Here is a 16,715-nt window from a genome sequence, read left to right as displayed (position 1 = left end):
TCTGGGACAACGGCCTTCCCAACTCGATGGCTTCAAGCATGTCTCGCATGCAGTGGATGCTGATCATCAGCCCGCTGGGACGGAAGACGTACTGCGCCTACCGGGCCCTGATCCGGACAGCATCACCGTGGCGCGGCTCCATCAGGCCATGCCCGTCGGCGACTTCTCCATCGCCCAGATCGCACAGACTCTCCACACCACCACGGCGCACGTCATCTACCTGCTGTCCCGGCATCCAGTCGACTGGAGCCCGCCCCGGTTCCGCCGCACCCAGCACACCGCCACCCGCATCAGCCAATGGCGCACCTGGTACGAACAAGACCACCTGTCGCTGCAGGACATCGCCGACCGCGAAGGAACCAGCCTCGCCACCGTGCGCCTGGCCCTGCTCAAGAACGACGTCCCACTTCGCCCCGCCGGCTCCTACCCGGGCCGCACCAGGAAAAGGTGATAGGAACCGGATTCACACCATCTGCGTACCACCACGATCGGACGCAAACGCTCGGCGGAGATTCCAGGCCGGGCCTGGCACGGGTTGGCCGTTGGCCTTCAGCAGGAACCGCGGCGCCCCGTACTGCGTCTACTGCCGGTGAGTGTTTCTGCACGGAGGGTGGTGCGGGGGATGGAACCGATATCGGTAGTTCTGTTAGTGGCGTTGGCGGGCGGAGCTGGTGGCGAGGTCGGCCGTCAGGCGTGGGCAGGTTTGGCCGCGCTGGTACGGCGCCCGTTCCAGGGCGGCCAAAACGCCGCGCAGGACCCTGCGGTGAGTTCGGGGACGACAGAACTGGAAGCGCTGCAAGCAGCCCCGGCCGATCCGGCACGCGCGCAGGCGCTCAGCACAGCGCTGGCAGTGCGGGCCGCCCTCGACGCGGACTTCCGTACCGGGCTGCAGCAATGGCACGAGCAGGCGAAACGGGTGCGCACGGGCGACGGCGACGTGAGCAACACCATCAGCGACGGCACCTTCCACGGGCCGGTGCTCCAGGGCAGGGACTTCACCGGAATCTCCTTCACCACCCCGCCCCCGCCGCCAGCCGCCCCCAGCACCGGCACACCACCACCGCAGACCTGACCGACATGGACGGCGCAACCGAGAGTTCAAGCTCTGAGGTGTCGAACACGATCAGCGGTGGAGTCTTCTTCCACGCGGTGATCCAGGGCCGGGACATCACCGTGGTGCTGCCCCCGCAGATCACCCCGGCGCTGTCCGGACTGCCTCCCGTCTCCCGCACTTTCACCGGCCGTGAGCAACCAGTGGAGGACCTGCTGCAGGCCCTGGCCCCCGGCTGTCCAGAGCAGCGCGCGGTGCTGGTCACGGCGGTGGCGGGGCTGGCCGGGGTCGGCAAGACCGAGCTGGTCGTGCAGTGCGCCGCCCGGGCGCTGAAGGAGCCCGGCTGGTTCCCCGGCGGGGTGCTGTTCGTCGACATGTTCGGCTACGACACCAAACGCCACCTGTCGCCCGAACGCGCGCTGGACGGCATGCTGCGCGCTCTGGGCATGCCCGGTGAGCACGTCCCCGCCGACCTGCAGGACCGGTCCCGGCTGTACCGCAGCGTGCTGGCCGCTTTCGCCGAGCAGGACCGCAGGATCCTTCTCGTCATCGACAACGCCTCCACCGCCGAGCAGGCCCGCCCGCTGCTGCCCACCGACGGCACGACCGCCACCCTGCTCACCTCACGCCACACCCTCGATATCGACGCCCGTCTCCACGACCTGGACACCCTGGACCCGGACGCCTCGGTGGAACTCCTGCGCCAGGTCCTGCTGCAGGCCCGCGGCACCGCCGACACCCGCGTGCAGGACGCGCCCGAGCATGCCGCGACCATCGCCCGGCTGTGCGCGGGCCTGCCGCTGGCCCTGCGGATCGCCGCCGCCCTGCTCGCCGACACCCCCACCCGCCCCCTGGCCTCCCTGGCCCAGGCCCTGGAAACGGAGCACACCCGCCTGGAGCGCCTGCGCCGCGAGGACCGCGCGGTGCGTTCCGCCTTCGACCTGTCCTACCAGCGCCTGGGCCCCGACCACGGCCGCCTCTTCCGCCTGCTGCCGCTCAACGCCGGCCCCGACGTGTCCACCGAATCCGCCGCCCACCTGGCCGACACCGACCCACCGCAGACCGAGGAACTCCTGCAGGACCTGGCCCGCGCCCATCTCATCGAACCCGGACCCGCGTGGGGACGCTGGCGCCTCCACGACCTGATCCGCCTCTACGCCGACCACCGGGGACACGCCCAGACCGACACCGACCACCGCGACGCCGCCATCACCCGCCTCTCCGAGCATTACCTAAGCGTGGCCAAAGCCGCCGACACCCACCTGGAAACCCTGCCTCACCCCACTTCTGCCCGATTCCCGGACCGCCGTCAGGCTCTCGCCTGGCTGGACAGTGAACATCTCAACCTGGTCGCAGCCGCTAGCGCGGGCCTTTCCCTAAGCCACCTCAAGACCAGTGCCCGTCTCGCCTTAACCATCGGTAGATACCTCTACCAGCGACGCCATTTCGACGACTTGATCACTGTCAGCCAGTCTGCTCTGGCCGCGTCCCAACAACTTGGCGACCACCACCGCGAAGGCGGGGCACTCAACCACCTCGGCCTCGCCCTGACCCTTGTGCGCCGGTTCGAAGAGGCCATCGACGCCCACACCCGAGCCGCCACCATCTTCCGTGCATTCCCTGACCGGCTTGAGGAAGCTTCGGCGCTGAACGGCCTCGGCCTCGCCCTGAACGGCGTGCGCCGGTTCGAAGAGGCCATCGACGCACACACCCGAGCCGCCGACGCCCTTCGCGAACTTGGCGACCAACACAGCGAAGGCACAGCGCTGACCAACCTGGGCCTTGCTCTTGGTGAGATGCGGCGCTTTGACGAGGCCATCGACGCACACACCCGAGCCGCCACCATCTTCCGTGGTCTGGATGACCGTCACCATGAGTGCGCGGTGCTGAACAACCTTGGTATGGCTCTAGCGAGTGTGGGCCGGTTTGAGGAGGCCATCGACGCCCATACCCGAGCCTCCGACGTGCTTCGCGAACTTGGCGACCATTTCGGCGAAGGTAGAACGCTGAACAACCTCGGCAGTGCCCTGGCCGAGGTGCGGCGCTTTGACGAGGCCATCGACGCACACACCCGAGCCGCCGACATCCTTCGCGAACTTGGCGACCACCACGGCGAAGGTGACTCGCTGAACAACCTCGGCCTCGCCCTGACCCGGGTGCACCGAATCGAAGAGGCCATCGACGCACACACCCGAGCCGCCACCATCTATCGCGAACTAGGCGATCACCACAGCGAAAGCACAGCCGTGACCAACCTCGCGATTGTCTTCGGGGATGTCGGTCGGCTTGAGGAGGCCATCGACGCCAACACCCAAGCTGCCGCCATCTTCCGGAAGACTGGCGACCACCACGGCGAAGGTCCGGCCTTGGGCCGTCTCGGCCTCGCCCTGCACCGTGTGGGCCGGTTGGAGGAGGCCATCGACGCCAACACTCGAGCCGTCGTCATCTTCCAGGAAGTCGGCGACCACCACAGCGAGGGCGCAGCGCTGAACAACCTGGGCGCTGCTCTGCAGCGAGTCGGTCGGCTTGAGGAGGCCATCGACGTCCTCACCCGAGCCGCGACCATCCATCGCGAACTAGGCGACCATCAAGAGGAAAGTGGTGCCCAAACCAACCTCGACGCGGCCTTGCGACAAGTCAGACGGTCTAACAACTCTTAGCACAGTGTGCCCGATTTAGCGGCAGGTGATGAGACAGCAGGCCAGCTTGAGAAGTATTCCGTAAATGTCGGCCCTTCGTTCTCATCAGATGCGTAGTCGCCGGAAAGCCAATCGACCCCTTCGCAGGCCAGCGAGCCACTATCTGCCAGATGCGCTGCGACAGGACAGCACAGGTCAGCACCTCGACAGGTCTCACCGATCGTCGACAAGCGTCGAGGAATCGACACGGGGCTGAGAATCCAACGTCTGAAACGAAGTGAGACGGTGGGAGAAGCCGCAGGCCACGAGAGCGGTTCCCGACATGAGCTGTGAGAACCTATATCTCAAAAACCGCGCCACATTCTCAGCGGCAACTGCATTCCCGGACCACATATGACCCGGCGCTGATGTGTGCAGCTAGGCACACCCGAGTCCTCATCCCGACACGGACATCAGGAGGCGGCGCGTTCGCCCGTCGCCATCGAGATGACCCCGTTCGGCGAGCCCTCGGAACGGCGGCATGGTGGCTGGCGCCGAACCGGACGGGTTATTGGGAGCTGCGCATATCGGAACCATGGGAATGCCTCCCATCAACCGGTGGCGACATCCTCCAGGGACTCGGGGCCTGAGAGGGGCTTCTCGCAGATCTCCTGGAACGCGGCTTCACTGGTGGTGAGCACGGGCATCCAGACGTCGTCAGGTGTGGCCGCGGGCACCTCGAACTGAACGATGAGGAGCCGGATGACTGCTTCGATGGGGATGCGGCCGGTCGGGAAGTGCACGTCTTCAAGGAGCCTGCGGCCGCCGAGGACTTCGCAATCGAGGTGACCGTGGATGTTGAGGTGGGACCGAGGGTGCTCGTCCTTCTGCGCTCGCAGATAGTCATAGCGGAAGATCGAAACTCGCGTACAGAGCCAAGGGGTTGTTGAGACTGGTTGACGCTCACTCTCGTGGCGCGGAGCTCTGGCCTTGGGTTGCTACGGATCTGGCAGCGGGAGAACACTGCAGTTCAGGGAAGGCCGGGGTACATCGCCGGCGAAGTGGATCCGCCGCACTTCGGCATTTGGGGGTGGGCGCGACGCCCGCTGAGAAGAAGGTCGGGTGTGTGACCCGGCAGCGTTACGACGCGGTCATGGCCGAGCTGCGGGAAGTGGTCGAGCAGCAGTCCAAAGGGCAGTTCCGGATCGGTGACCGCGCATTGGAGATTGAGCCTGTGCGGTCCCGCTACCCCTAGCAACCCAATACCAGACCGCCGCGCCACCAGAGCCTCAACCAGCCCCCGTGGGGGCACATACGGGTTCTCAACTTCTCGCCGGCGCCCTCGACCCCGCCGAGCGCCCTGACCGCCTTCATCGGCTATCGGTGTCGGCGGCGGCTGCTTCAGCGGCTCTGGTCCGGGCGTAGTGGTCCAGGCCAGGACAGCCGCGGTTTGATCAAGCCCTCGGCTGGCTCGCCGGGCAGCCGCTCGGAGACAAAAAGGGTGATGAGCACGGCTCCGGGTCCACCGGGCAGTCCTGCGGAGATATCACTCGCTCACACCACCTGCAGACCACATCAGCTCGCGCACCGACCGCGTTGAGGCGCATCGCCGCATCCACCGCGGCCTCGAACCATGTCCGATCCACCAGTGTCGTCGGAGCGGCTTCAAGCAGCTGCTTGCTTCGCCATGCGCTCAGCCCCGTCACTGACCGAATCGCCTGGACGAGGTCGAGCCCCCGGCCTCCGCTCGAGGCCAACAGCACGCCGAACTCAGGTTCCTCCACCATCCCCCCCATCGGGTACCACCACACCGTTTGGCCGGCAGACCCCACCACAAGGTGCCGGATCATGCCGCCCGGACCCACCTTCAGGCATCAACGTCAAAAGCGCGGACAAGGCATGGCTCGGCGAAGTCGAAGACTGAGGCTCGGCCCCGCCGGCGCCGAGGTGAAACTCGCACCGCTCGTTCGGCCGGCTGGTTGCTGCGGTCGATCTCCGGTCGTCTTCGTGGCCCGCCCGTTCCAGCAGGGCAGCCATGCCCGGGAGCAGTCGCTGACGGCACGTCATGGGAATGATGCTGACGTCGAGCTCCACGTCCGTACTGATCTCAGCCAGGAGCGTCCCGACCCCGAGGAGCCTGAGGGTTCCCAAGGGGGTGCTGTCGATCTGCCTGCCCGGGCAAGAACCAGGTGCGGCCGGACACCGCGACGACGTTGCCCCGCTGCGCCCTCCGGTTCTTCCCGAGCCTCCCCGGCACGGTAAGGCTCCCCCGGGGGCGCGTCGCGACGACATCACAGCCGCGGGTGTGCCGTTCAGCGGCCGCGCCGCCTCATATAGAGGGGTGTGCGTAGCCTGTGCGCCCTGCTCCGGGCGCCGCGCGGGCGGTAGGGCCATCCTCCTGCGCCCAGTGCCATCCCGGTCCAAGCGTGCGACCGTGCAGGTACAGCTCGTAGCCGTGACACGGAGGAGGGCCATGACTGACATCCTCGCCGGCATCGGCGGCCTGGTGGCAGGGGTGGCCGCCACCGTGGGTGTGGCCCTGGCCTGGCGGGCCCGGCCGCGCCTGCGCAAGCCGGAGCTGCACACCCTGGACATCACCCACGGCAACTGGGTATGTCCTGCCGCCTGTGTCGACTTCTCCGGCGCCCCGCCCATCGAGGTCGGCATGGACGTTGTCGACGCCTGGCTCTCTTGCGAACGGGCTGCCCCCGTCAGTTGGCACATCCGGTCCGTCCTCCTCGCCGGGCGGGCCCAGTCCCTGGTCATCACGGGGGTACGGCCCCATGTCCGGCAGCTGCCTGGCCTGGTCATGCACTCCACCGTGGTCACCCAGCTCGGCGGCAACGGCTACCTGAGGCGCCGGGCGAACGTCACCATCGGTCCCACCGGCACTTCCGTCAGGCTGTTCGACGACACCAACCAGGAGCTCACCAGCCTGGGCCTGAACCTCAGCCAAGGCGACGCGCTGGAGTTCCTCTTCTGCCTCGATGCCGAAACCCCCGGAGCCGCCCACGCGATCTCCCTGGAACTGGAACTCCTCGCGGACGGTAAACCCACGGCCCTTGCCGTGGCCGACGGCCGCTGCTTCACCATCGGCACGGCCCCACCGGACGCGGCGACTCACACCTACCCCGGTGCCAACCTCATGTACTGACCACGGCCGTACGTGGGCAGCGGACCGTACGCGGCGCCTTGCTCCCATCCCACCCACACCTTAATGTCACTAAGACGAGAATGGTTCCGCTTGAAGCGCGCACCCCGACCCCGGCCCGTCGCGCCGGGATCGAGCAGCCAGAAGCGGCCGGAATCCGGCCCGAACGCGACCTCTGACATCGACTGGTACCGCTGGTACCGTAGGGGCCATGACGGATCCCAAAGCGATGAACCTCCGCTTCCCCGATCCCGAGCAGCGCGCGGCCATCGCCGCCGCGGCGAGAGCGGCGGGCATCAGCATGCAGGAGTACATCCTCTCGGCCGCCTACGACCGCGCGATCGCCGTCGAGAGGCGCTACCTGGAGGCCTTCCGGACGTCCATGGCCCGCAGCGGCGCAGCCTTCGCAGCCGAGCCCGGCAACCTCGACGCCAGCGCCGAGCAGCGGGCCGCCGAGCAGCAAGCGCAGCGGGACCTCGAGCAGACGGAGCGAGGACACGCCGCGTGACCCAGCCCGAACCGGCCCTCCCGCTCGACGTCACCTTCCTCCTGCACGCCGCCGAGCTCCTCGACGGTGACCCGCAAGTCGACGACTTCGGGCCGCTCTACGCCGCCGTCGCGCGGGTCAATGCCCGCGCCATGGAACGCGACATCTACGGATCGCTGTTCCTCAAGGCCGCAGCCCTGCTGCAGACCCTGGCGAAACTCCCGTGCCTGGAACACTCCAACGACGCCTTCGCCTGGCACACCACCGAGGCGTACCTGCTCCTCAACGCGCGCGAACTCGACTACCAGCCCAAGGCGGCCGTCGCGCTCGTGCGCGACGCGGCTACCGGAGCACTCGGCGTGGCCAGAATCGCCCGCCAACTGCGCGACTGGGCCGTGGCTTGAGTAACCCAATCCCTTCCTGAGAGCACTCCCAGGCCTGCCACCCTGCAGTGCCCTCATGACCCCGCCGCGCAGGCCCGGACCACTGCTCCGCCCCGTGTCGGACCTTACTAAGAGACCATCCTTGACGGGTGCGGCTCCCTTGAAGGGACAGACTCACCTGCGACTGTGCTGCGTTCGCCCGGTACATCACGAATCGACGCGAGGGCGGGTCAGCGGTTGCCGCCCGTCCGGAGCGTGTTGAACCAGCGCACCACCTCCGCTGTTCCCCGCACGTTCGAGCCGAGGTGCCGTGACTTCTGGTGGTCGACGGCACCGAGGTCGACGACCGACACCCGGGTGCCCCTCTCTTGAAAGGCTGTGGCGCAGTTGGCCGTGTTCCGGACGGTCGCCTGCTCATCGCCCTGTGCCATGTAGAGCCGGATCGGCGCCTTGGGCTTCCAGTCCTTGCACACGCTGTCGGTCCCCCGCAACCCAGCTACGAGGCCGCCCCTGGGCCGGGCCAGCAGGTCGCGCCCGTACGGCGTCAGCAGTTCATCGAGCGTGCGGGGCAGCGCGCTGATCATCTGCGGGCCGGTGTGCATACCGTCGAACAGTTCCTCCACGACAGGGTCGCGGAACACCTTGCCTGGGTTGTCGTACACATCGTGGACGCGGTCGAAGGCGACCAAGGTGTACGCGGCGTACACCACGCGCCACCTCGGCTCCAGCTCACTGTCGCCCGCGAGCAGCGCCGGGATCTCCGCACCCCCGAAGTCGTAGGCCCCGCTGATCGGGGCAAGGGCGCCGAGCCTGAAGTACCGGTCCTCGCCCGCCTGGAGGGCCCTGCCGAGCCCGAGCGCAGCCGACGCGCCCTGTGAGAAGCCGGTGGCCAGGACGTCACGGTCCAGTGTGTGTCCGGTGCGCGTGACGAACTGCCGGGCGGCACGGAGCAGATCGAGGGAGGCCGTTGCCTCGGACGGCACGTCCATCCAGGGGTGCTTGCCCGGGCCCGTGCCCATGCCGAGGTAGTCGGGCGCAACGGTGGCGAAGCCTGCGGAGGCGTACGTGATGGAGGGGCCGGTCAGGAACACCTTTCGCTGCATCGAGGGCGCGTCGATGCGGTGGACGCCGGTGCCGTGGGCGAACGAGACGGTCCGCAGACGCCCTTGGACGCCGCGCGGGATGGTGAACAGCCCGCTGGCGGTGGCGGGTTGGCCCTTCGGGTCGATGGTGCGGTAGATGAGCCGGTACGCGTCCACGCCATGGCGGGCGGCGCCGGGGTCGTACCCGGAGGCGGTCAGCTCGGCTGTGGAGTCCTTGGCCGACGTGAGGGTGTAGAGCAACTCGGCGGAGAGCAGGGCGCCGCGCTGGGTGGCGGCGTTGGAGGAGGGTGCGGCGGACGTCCATGATTCGGCGCCAGCGCTGACGACGCCCGCCCCGGCGAGAATCGTGGCAGCGACGGCAGCTGTGGCGACTCGGCGATGCCGGTGCAAGGTTCGAGCGACAGACACGGCATGTTCTCCCTCAACGCTGGCTGATCCGAAGTGAGTTCAGCCTCCATCAGGAGCAGCGCTGGACGCACTGGTGCACACCCCCGGGCATGAGGGAGGGGTAGACCCCGGGTGCCGGCGCTGTGAGGGCGGACCGGAGCCGCCCACAGCTTGGTGACGTACCCGGCGAATGCAGCACAGTCGCAGGTGAGCCTGCCCCTGCAAAGGAGCCACACCCAATTCCTATCCGGCCGACAAAGTTCTCGGCCTGCCCAACGTGCGGCACAAGCCTGGGCCTGCGCAGGCTGGCCGTGCTCGAGGCGGTGCGCGGTTCGTACGACGCCGCGATGGAGGCGATCACCCGCGTCTGCGGGAGGGTCGTGGTCAAGCGCCAGGTCGAATGCCTCGTGCGGGCAGCGGCGGTGGACGTGGCCGCGTTCTATGCCCCCCCACACTGGCAAGCGCGGGGACGCTGCTGGTGCTGTCCGTGGACGGCAAGGGCATCGTCATGAGGCCGGGCCATCTGCGCGAAGCCACCCTCAAGGCGGCCGAGCGCGCGACGCGGACCTTCCGCACCCGTCTGGCCATCGGCGAGCAAGGCCATCGGAAACGGATGGCGACTCTGGCCGCCGTCTACGACGGCGACCTGGCCGTGCGTCGTGCGCACGACGTCAGCGCGCCGCCCGGCGGCCGCAGCACTGCCCGCATCCCGCGCCCCGGGCCGAGAGCGCAGGCCAAGTGGCTGACCGGCTCGGTCGAGCACGATCCCGAGTACGTCATCGACGCCGCCTTCGACCAGGCCCAGGCCCCTGACCCGCAGCACCGCATGTGCTGGGAGGTCCAAACGACGGCGCCCGCCACCAACTCGACCTGATCCAGGCCGGGGCCAAGCGCCACTGGGTAACCATCCACATCGTCCTCGACCTGGTCCACGTGCTGGAGAAGCTCCGGGCCGCCTCCCGCTGCTGCCACGCTCCCGCTGACCCGGCCGCCGAGGACTGGATCGCCATCAAGGCCCCCCGCATCCTTCGCGGACGCGCCCAGCAGGCCGCCGACGAGATCCGCGCCCAGGCCGACCAGCGCAAACTGAGCGGTGATCAACGCACGGCCGCCGATAAGGCCTGCCAATACCTCAACAACAACGCCGACTTCGTCCACTACGACCGGGCGCTCGCCGCCGGCTGGTCGATCGCCAGCGGCGTCATCGAAGGAGCAGCCCGCCACCTCATCGCCGACAGACTCGACATCACCGGCAGCAGATGGAGCGTCCCGGGCGCCGAGGCTCTCCTCATCCTCCGTGCGGTCATCAGTAGCGACGACTTCCCGGCGCACTGGCAATACCACCTCAAGCAGGAAAACCGACGGCTCTATCCATCCATTGACCAGGGGAAATACACTCTCACCGCCTGATTCATACCGCACTTCACCGAGCATGGACACGAGAGTCCGGGACCGGGAACGGCAGCCGCTCCGTGGTCATCCCCGCAGTCCCCCAGCGGCACGCCCCGCACAGCAGCGGCTTTTCCCGGGACGTCGCCCAGCGCGCCGGGCTCGACCTGTGACGGGGCGCAAGCGCATGCATCGGTGCACGGTTCGTGCGCCGCTGCGCGGGGCGGTGTCGGTCGTGACGCTTGTATGCACGGCAATGCGTTCCCTACGAGGTGGTCCGGAGGCGCGGATGGTTGTGCTGGCTGAGGCGCATGGCGTGGTACGGGAGTACAGCACTACCTGGTACGAGCCCGTGATCAGCATGCCAGCGCGGCTGAACGAGGCGGTGTCGTGCGCCTATCTGCTGATGCGGGGGATCGACGAGATCGAGGACCATCCCCATCTGTCGGGTGCGGACAAGGCGGTATTGCTGCGCGGGGTCGGCCGGACCCTGCAGCTGCGCTTCTCCTGCGACGACCTGGCCGCGCTGTTCGCGGGGCACGAGGCGATGCTGCCGGAGGTGACGCTGCGCCTGGGCGAGTGGGCGGGCCTGGCTCCGCCCGACATCGGGCCCCGGGTGTGGGAGACGTTCGCCACGATGGCCGAGCGGATGGCCCACTGGGCCGAGAGCGACTTCGCCGTGCACGATGAGCAGGATCTCGACCGGTACACGTATGCCGTGGCGGGCACGCTGGTGCTGCTGCTGTCGGACCTGTGGACCTGGTACGACGGCACCCACAGCAGCAGGACCCTGGCGGTGGCCTACGGGCGGGCGCTGCAGAGCGTCAACATCCTCGTTGACCGCGGGGTGGATGCCGGCCGGGGGGTGGACTTCTGGCCGGACGGCTGGCAGGCGCACGACATGGTTCGCTATGCCCGTCAGGAGCTGGCCCTGGCTGATGCCTATCTGGCCGGGCTGCCGGACGGACCGGCCCGCACCTTCTGCGCCGAGCCGTTGGTCCGCGCCCACCGCGCACTGGCCCTCCAGCCGTGGACACCGACACCACGCAAGGCCACGACGATGGAGGGGCGGAAGCGGTGACCTGGTGGCAGGACCAGCGGCCGGTAGCAGCACCCCCACCGACGGGAGATACCGGGGCGGACCGGCTCGTGGTGCCCCGTATCTCCTTCCCCGTCCCGGCCCGGCTGCATCCGGCCGCGGACGAACTGGAGGAGCGCACCCTGGCCTGGCTGCGCGACTTCGACATCATCAGCAGCGATGACGAGGAGGCGTACCTGCGCCACTCCACACTCGGCCGCACCTACGCCTGGATGATCCCCGAAGGAGACACGGAACGGGTGCTCGTCGCCACCCAGTTCTGCATCTGGGCCACCGTGCAGGACGACCGGTACACCGAAGAGCTGGGGCTGGGTGGCAGGACCACCGCCCTGGCTGCCCACCTGCTGGCCTGCGAACACATCGCCGAGAACCCGCACGGCCCGGCGGGCGGATACCCCATCGAGCGGGCCTACCGAGACCTGTTCGCACGCATCGAGCAGATCGCCACCCCCCAGCAGGTGCTGCGCATCCGCAAGGGCATGCTGCACTACAGCGTGGGAGCGGCGGCCGACGCCGCCTACGCGGCCGCCGGGATCGTCCCGCCCGTGGCCGAGTACCGGCGCATCCGGCACCTCATCGCGCATCTGCACCACCACTTCGTCCTGACCGAGATGGCACAGGGCTTCGAGATGCCCACCGCTCTGCTGCTTGACCCGCAGGTCCGGGACCTGACCGACCTGGCCATCCAGATCATCGGCCTCACCAACGACGTCCTGGGCTGCCCCCGTGACGCCCAACGCCGCCACATCGCCAACCTCCCCATGGTCCTCGCCCACCACGACGGCTGCTCGGTCCAGGAAGGCATCGATCTCACAGCGGCGGAAGTGACCCGGCACACCGACAACTTCGTTCAGGTGTCCACCGACTTGCGGCAGCGGGGTATCCCAGTCATCGACCAGTACGTACGCGGGCTGGAAGAACAGATCGCGGGACACCTCGCCTGGCTCCACGAGACAGGACGGTACGAGATCGGCCTGTGAGGGACACCCGGCCCCCTCGTAAGGGACACCCGGCGCCCTCACCAGGCCTACGCGTACTCATTGCGTAGAACTGACTGCCCCGGCCCCTTCAGGCGTCCTGGCCGAAGCCTTCGGCCAGGACGCCTCTCTCGTCCGGCGCTCGAGCGGCAGGAAGCCGAAGACCATGACGAACGCATTCCGCCCGCGCGCCCGGGCACGCGACCGCAGGGCGGAACAGGCCTGGGCCGCCGCACACCGCGACGCGTTCGTCCTGCTGACCGCGCACCTCGCGGCCGTCCCGGACCTGCAGCAGCGGGCCGACACCTGCCCCAGGGGCACCCGCGCCAACCAGGTCACCGCTCTGCACGCCCGGCGCGCCGGCGAGCCCGACCCGCAGCCCATCCGCACCGGCTCACCGAGGCGGTGACGCGGAGAAGGCCCACCGCACCGCGGAAGCCGAAGAACAGCGGCGCCCGGTCGACCTCGGCCAAAAGCACGATGTTCCGGACCCCGCCCGCCGCAGCGGCGTCAAGCAGGACCGCCTCGTCCACCAGAAGTTCGGCCTCATCGGCTACGCGCCTTACGGTTGGTGACCTTCGCGCCCCGGTCCGGGCTCACACTCGCCGCCCCGCCCTCACAGCCAGGCGTTTAATCGGATGTGCGTACGGTGCGGAGTTGGTAGGTTCGCCGTGTGCCGAAGCTGAATCAGATCATCGCAGTCGAAAAGGGCGTCAAGTCCAAGGCTCTCCAGGAGCTCACCCAGGCTCACCAGGATGTGCAGAAGCCCGCCCTGCTGGCCGGCATCTCCCGGACCTACCAGCCCAAGGACGAAGAGGGCGAGCAGCTGCCGCCAGAGTCCACGCGGGTGCAGATCAAGGCCGAGGACGCTCTGCGGGCGACCGCCGGGACGCTGACGCGGCTCTTCGACGTGACCGCGACGAAGGACTGGGCGAACCGGTCCGCGGTCGCGGACGTGGTGGTTGACGGTACGGTGCTGTTGCCCCAGGTGCCCGTCCCGTACCTGTTGTTCCTGGAGAAGCAACTCACCGACCTGCACACCTTCGTGCGCAAGCTGCCGGTGCTCGACGCCTCCGAGTCGTGGAACCTGGACCCCTCGACGGACTCGTGGAAGACGGACCCGGTGCGGACCATCCGCACGAAGAAGGTTCCGCGCAACCACGTGAAGGCCGAGGCCACGGAGAAGCACCCGGCGCAGGTCGAGGTGTACTACGAGGACGTCCCAGTCGGTTACTGGACTACGGTGAAGTTCTCCGGCGCGCTGCCCGCCCGGCGGGTCAACGAGCTCCTCGACCGTGTCGAGAAGCTCCAGCAGTCCGTCAAGTTCGCCCGCGAGGAGGCGAACAACACCGAGGTCACCGACCAGCGGGTCGGCGACGCGGTATTCGGCTACCTCTTCCGGTAGCCCCCACATACGCCCTCCGTCGCGAGCGGAGGGTGCGCGATGAGCGCAAGCTGAAACTGATGTTGAAGCTGATGAAGGGGTGTCAGTTGGGGGTTCGAATCCCTCTCCCCGCACCACGTGCGGGGGTGGCCCAAGCCTGGCAGAGGCGGCCCCATGAAACTCAGATTCTCGCTCCAGTCTCAGTATTCGCCGCCGAACACCGGATCGACCGAGCGTGGGCGAACATCGACGGATGGGGGTTCAAGTCCCTCCGGCGCCTCTCTCGTGGCGCTGTAGTTCAAAGGCAGAACACGTCGATCTCAACATGACCCGCGGTTCTTAAACGCCGCCGGTGTGCGCAAATGGGTGGCAAGCTGGAGCCCGGGAGCTGGACATGCTCCCGGGCTCCGTCACGTTCCGGCTGCGGCTTGTGCTGTGACCAGGAAGGTTCACCGGGTTGAGTAGTCAGGCCGCGGTGGGTAGGGGTCTGCCGCCCCAGCGGATGCTTCTTTCACTGCGGATTCGGGCACGTTCGCGTCGTTGGGCGGCCAGGACGTCGGGGTGACGGGCGTTCTGGTTGCGCCAGCGCAGGTAGTAGGCATGCAGGGCCCTGGTCTGGATGGTGTGGTTGGGATGATTCGAGTTGGCCAGGGTGAACTGCCGTAGTGGTCCGAAGTGGGCCTCAATGGGGTTGGCCCAGGACGCGTAGGTCGGAGTGAAGCACAGCTCGACCTTCTCGCGGGCCGCCCACCTGCGGATTCGCCAGTTCAAGTGGGCGGAGAGGTTGTCCAGGATCACGTAGATCGGGGCGCCGTCCGGGCGGGCCGTGCGGATTGGTGATGCCGTGGGTGCGCCGGTAGGTGGCCGGCAGACGCTCGGGCCGGGTCTGCTTGGCCCAGCAGGAGCCGGCGGTGGGGCGGATTCCCAAGGGCCCGAACTCGTCGAACGCGAAGGTGCGGTCCGGCCGCTCGTTGATCGCGTACTTGATCCGGGCCAGCTTGGCGTCGAAGTCGGGGTCCGGGGACTCCTTCCAGGTCTTCGTACGCTGGAAGGAGATCCCGCGGCGGGCGAGTAAACACCGCAGGGCCTCCCGTCCGATGAGGACGCGGTGGGCATGGGTTCGTCGCAGGTGATCGGTGAGCTTACGGATCGACCAGCGAGTGAAGGGTTTACCCAGGACGGTCGGGCGGGTGGGGGCCGTCTGGACGACGAAGTCCTCGTCGTCACGATCGAGAAGGTGGGGACGGCCTCCCGCCCGGCGAGGTTTCAGGCATGCGAGCCCGATCTCGTTGAACTTGTCGATCACATCGCGGACGGTGTCCTCGCCCGCCTGGACCAGGCGGGCTATGACGGGGACCGTGCTTTCGCCGGCCGAGGCCAGGAGCATCATCGCCCGCCGAAACCGCACCGCACTCGTGCTGCCCCTCCGGACGATGCGCTGGAGTTTCTGGCCCTCCTGCTCGGTCAGACCGCGAACCCAGACCGGTTTCGCCATCCCGCCCCCCCACGCTGCTTGGAGAACTCATTTCCAAGCCACACAACGAGTAGCCCGGTGAACCTTCGCGGTCACAGCACTTATTGATCGTTTCAGAATGAGATCTTGGTCTGACGTCTCGACCGAGATCGTGCTCAGCGGGCGATGGAACGGGTTGGCACGTTGGCTCGACAGGACTCTGGGAGGAGAACCTTGTCATCGAGTTTGAGCTTCCCGTCGGCACGGGCGGTCGGACGCAGGGCGGCCTGGTACCGCGGGGACTGCCACGTCCACTCCGTCCACTCGGACGGGGAACTCACCCCCGAGGAGTTGGCCGTCCGGGCGCGGGCGGCCAGGCTCGACTTCATCGCGACGACAGAGCACAACTCAGCCGCGGCCCCGGGGGTATGGGGGCATCTGGCCGCAGATGACTTCTTGATCCTTCTCGGCGAAGAGGTGACCACGAAGACCGGGCACTGGCTCGCGCTCGGCCTCGATCCCGGCGAGGTCGTCGACTGGAACCACCAGGTCAGGGACGGACTGGTGGACAAGTGCCTGCAACAGGTCCACCGAGCAGGGGGCCTGTGCGTGGCCGCACACCCGCATGCGCCCTACCCCTCGGGCGACTTCATGTTCCCCTTCCCTGGCTTCGACGTAGTGGAGGTATGGAACGGACTGTGGACTTCGGACCGGCCCTGGAATGCCGACAACGAGGCAGCCCTGGCCGAATGGGGGCGGAGCCTCGCGGCGGACCTCCACACGGGCTCGTGGCGGCCGGCGATGGGCAACAGCGACACCCACTTGGAAGGGCAGATCGGGACCCCTCACACCGTGGTCTTCGCTGAGGAGCTGAGCACAGAGGCAGTCCTGGTCGGGATCAGTGCCGGCCGCAGCTGGATCGCCGAGTCGGCGGATGTGGATGTGTCGTTCACCGCCCATACGGCCGGCCGCGTCGCCGGGGTGGGCGAGCGGCTCGCAACTCATGGTGGGCAGGTGAAAGTGCGTGCGGCAGTACGAGGTGTGCCGGCGGGGACCGTCAGCTTCCACACCGATCGAGGAAAGGCCCACCGAGCCCCCCTCCCCGATGACGGGGCGGGAGCGGTGCAGTGGGACACGACAGCGGAGCAATCAGGATTCGTCCGCATCGAGGTCCGCCATCGCAGCGGGCAGGTCGCCGCACTCACCAATCCGATCATCCTCAACTGACCGCTC

General features: G+C 68.0%; 16 protein-coding genes and 2 pseudogenes. 13 read left to right on the top strand and 5 right to left on the bottom strand.

All coding sequences use genetic code 11. The annotated features are described in order from the left end of the window. The 3 genes from ACFVHO_RS29350 to ACFVHO_RS29340 form a co-directional block, all read left to right on the top strand. A partial coding sequence (locus ACFVHO_RS29350; RefSeq protein ID WP_385720949.1) for a hypothetical protein occupies nucleotides 1-451 on the top strand: 451 nt, incomplete at its 5' end. Nucleotides 452-622: 171 nt separating this feature from the next. After that, nucleotides 623-1,072, top strand: coding sequence for a hypothetical protein (locus ACFVHO_RS29345; RefSeq protein ID WP_385720947.1), 450 nt, complete (start codon nucleotides 623-625; stop codon nucleotides 1,070-1,072). Between the two features lie 38 nt (nucleotides 1,073-1,110). Then, nucleotides 1,111-3,711, top strand: coding sequence for a tetratricopeptide repeat protein (locus ACFVHO_RS29340; RefSeq protein WP_385720944.1), 2,601 nt, complete (start codon nucleotides 1,111-1,113; stop codon nucleotides 3,709-3,711). Between the two features lie 15 nt (nucleotides 3,712-3,726). Here ACFVHO_RS29340 and ACFVHO_RS29335 read toward each other — a convergent pair. From ACFVHO_RS29335 to ACFVHO_RS29325, 3 genes and pseudogenes are all read right to left on the bottom strand, one after another. After that, nucleotides 3,727-3,816 (bottom strand): annotated as a pseudogene (locus ACFVHO_RS29335) (IS5/IS1182 family transposase); the annotation flags it as partial. A gap of 464 nt (nucleotides 3,817-4,280) precedes the next feature. After that, a complete protein-coding gene (locus tag ACFVHO_RS29330; RefSeq protein ID WP_385720941.1) occupies nucleotides 4,281-4,472 on the bottom strand; it encodes a hypothetical protein in 192 nt (63 codons plus the stop codon). Nucleotides 4,473-5,123: 651 nt separating this feature from the next. Further along, the gene (locus tag ACFVHO_RS29325) at nucleotides 5,124-5,456 is read right to left on the bottom strand and encodes a ribosomal protein L7/L12 (protein ID WP_385720958.1); all 333 of its coding nucleotides are present in this window, start codon (nucleotides 5,454-5,456) and stop codon (nucleotides 5,124-5,126) included. 686 nt (nucleotides 5,457-6,142) lie between these two features. Between ACFVHO_RS29325 and ACFVHO_RS29320 the strand changes: the two genes are divergently transcribed. From ACFVHO_RS29320 to ACFVHO_RS29310, 3 genes are all read left to right on the top strand, one after another. Continuing rightward, nucleotides 6,143-6,823 carry a hypothetical protein gene (locus tag ACFVHO_RS29320; RefSeq protein ID WP_385720938.1) on the top strand — a complete coding sequence of 227 codons (681 nt, stop codon included), beginning with the start codon at nucleotides 6,143-6,145 and terminating at the stop codon, nucleotides 6,821-6,823. Between the two features lie 208 nt (nucleotides 6,824-7,031). Next, on the top strand, nucleotides 7,032-7,328 hold the full coding sequence (locus tag ACFVHO_RS29315; protein ID WP_385720935.1) for a DUF1778 domain-containing protein: 297 nt from the start codon (nucleotides 7,032-7,034) through the stop codon (nucleotides 7,326-7,328). Next, nucleotides 7,325-7,711, top strand: a complete 387-nt coding sequence (locus tag ACFVHO_RS29310; RefSeq protein WP_385720933.1) for a fic family toxin-antitoxin system, toxin component — start codon at nucleotides 7,325-7,327, stop codon at nucleotides 7,709-7,711. The genes ACFVHO_RS29315 and ACFVHO_RS29310 overlap by 4 nt, the downstream gene beginning before the upstream one ends. A gap of 209 nt (nucleotides 7,712-7,920) precedes the next feature. Here the strand turns inward: ACFVHO_RS29310 and ACFVHO_RS29305 are convergent, their stop codons facing one another. After that, complete coding sequence (locus ACFVHO_RS29305) at nucleotides 7,921-9,201, bottom strand: alpha/beta hydrolase family protein (RefSeq protein WP_385720931.1); 1,281 nt, start codon at nucleotides 9,199-9,201, stop codon at nucleotides 7,921-7,923. Nucleotides 9,202-9,658: 457 nt separating this feature from the next. On the opposite strand from ACFVHO_RS29305, the gene ACFVHO_RS29300 reads away from it, so the two are divergent. From ACFVHO_RS29300 to ACFVHO_RS29275, 6 genes are all read left to right on the top strand, one after another. Next, nucleotides 9,659-10,054 (top strand): hypothetical protein, encoded by a 396-nt coding sequence (locus ACFVHO_RS29300; RefSeq protein ID WP_385720928.1) that lies wholly within the window; start codon nucleotides 9,659-9,661, stop codon nucleotides 10,052-10,054. Then, the gene (locus ACFVHO_RS29295; protein WP_385720926.1) at nucleotides 10,009-10,590 is read left to right on the top strand and encodes a hypothetical protein; all 582 of its coding nucleotides are present in this window, start codon (nucleotides 10,009-10,011) and stop codon (nucleotides 10,588-10,590) included. Before ACFVHO_RS29300 ends, ACFVHO_RS29295 begins: the two co-directional genes overlap by 46 nt. A 235-nt stretch (nucleotides 10,591-10,825) precedes the next feature. After that, complete coding sequence (locus ACFVHO_RS29290) at nucleotides 10,826-11,650, top strand: squalene/phytoene synthase family protein (RefSeq protein WP_385720923.1); 825 nt, start codon at nucleotides 10,826-10,828, stop codon at nucleotides 11,648-11,650. Further along, the gene (locus tag ACFVHO_RS29285; protein ID WP_385720920.1) at nucleotides 11,647-12,648 is read left to right on the top strand and encodes a hypothetical protein; all 1,002 of its coding nucleotides are present in this window, start codon (nucleotides 11,647-11,649) and stop codon (nucleotides 12,646-12,648) included. Before ACFVHO_RS29290 ends, ACFVHO_RS29285 begins: the two co-directional genes overlap by 4 nt. Before the next feature lie 163 nt (nucleotides 12,649-12,811). Beyond that, entirely contained in the window at nucleotides 12,812-13,054 is a 243-nt protein-coding gene (locus tag ACFVHO_RS29280) for a hypothetical protein (protein ID WP_385720917.1), read from the top strand. 264 nt (nucleotides 13,055-13,318) lie between these two features. Next, nucleotides 13,319-14,050 carry a hypothetical protein gene (locus ACFVHO_RS29275; protein ID WP_006376607.1) on the top strand — a complete coding sequence of 244 codons (732 nt, stop codon included), beginning with the start codon at nucleotides 13,319-13,321 and terminating at the stop codon, nucleotides 14,048-14,050. A gap of 444 nt (nucleotides 14,051-14,494) precedes the next feature. Here ACFVHO_RS29275 and ACFVHO_RS29270 read toward each other — a convergent pair. Next, a pseudogene (locus ACFVHO_RS29270) lies at nucleotides 14,495-15,524 on the bottom strand (helix-turn-helix domain-containing protein). 144 nt (nucleotides 15,525-15,668) lie between these two features. Here ACFVHO_RS29270 and ACFVHO_RS29265 point away from each other — a divergent pair. Continuing rightward, a complete protein-coding gene (locus ACFVHO_RS29265) occupies nucleotides 15,669-16,709 on the top strand; it encodes a CehA/McbA family metallohydrolase (RefSeq protein WP_385720915.1) in 1,041 nt (346 codons plus the stop codon). Nucleotides 16,710-16,715: the final 6 nt, after the last annotated feature.

The organism is Streptomyces sp. NPDC127108 (genome assembly GCF_042677545.1).
Classification (GTDB): Bacteria; Actinomycetota; Actinomycetes; order Streptomycetales; family Streptomycetaceae; genus Streptomyces.
This window is presented reverse-complemented; position numbering and strand designations above follow the sequence as displayed.

What these genes read in the sequence shown, in the direction of transcription:
- ACFVHO_RS29280 (WP_385720917.1), top strand. Translation starts at nt 12,812, where the DNA reads ATGACGAACGCATTCCGCCCGCGCGCCCGGGCACGCGACCGCAGGGCG.
- ACFVHO_RS29345 (WP_385720947.1), top strand. Translation starts at nt 623, where the DNA reads ATGGAACCGATATCGGTAGTTCTGTTAGTGGCGTTGGCGGGCGGAGCT.
- ACFVHO_RS29265 (WP_385720915.1), top strand. Translation starts at nt 15,669, where the DNA reads ATGGAACGGGTTGGCACGTTGGCTCGACAGGACTCTGGGAGGAGAACC.
- ACFVHO_RS29325 (WP_385720958.1), bottom strand. Translation starts at nt 5,456, where the DNA reads ATGGTGGAGGAACCTGAGTTCGGCGTGCTGTTGGCCTCGAGCGGAGGC.
- ACFVHO_RS29320 (WP_385720938.1), top strand. Translation starts at nt 6,143, where the DNA reads ATGACTGACATCCTCGCCGGCATCGGCGGCCTGGTGGCAGGGGTGGCC.
- ACFVHO_RS29315 (WP_385720935.1), top strand. Translation starts at nt 7,032, where the DNA reads ATGACGGATCCCAAAGCGATGAACCTCCGCTTCCCCGATCCCGAGCAG.
- ACFVHO_RS29290 (WP_385720923.1), top strand. Translation starts at nt 10,826, where the DNA reads ATGCGTTCCCTACGAGGTGGTCCGGAGGCGCGGATGGTTGTGCTGGCT.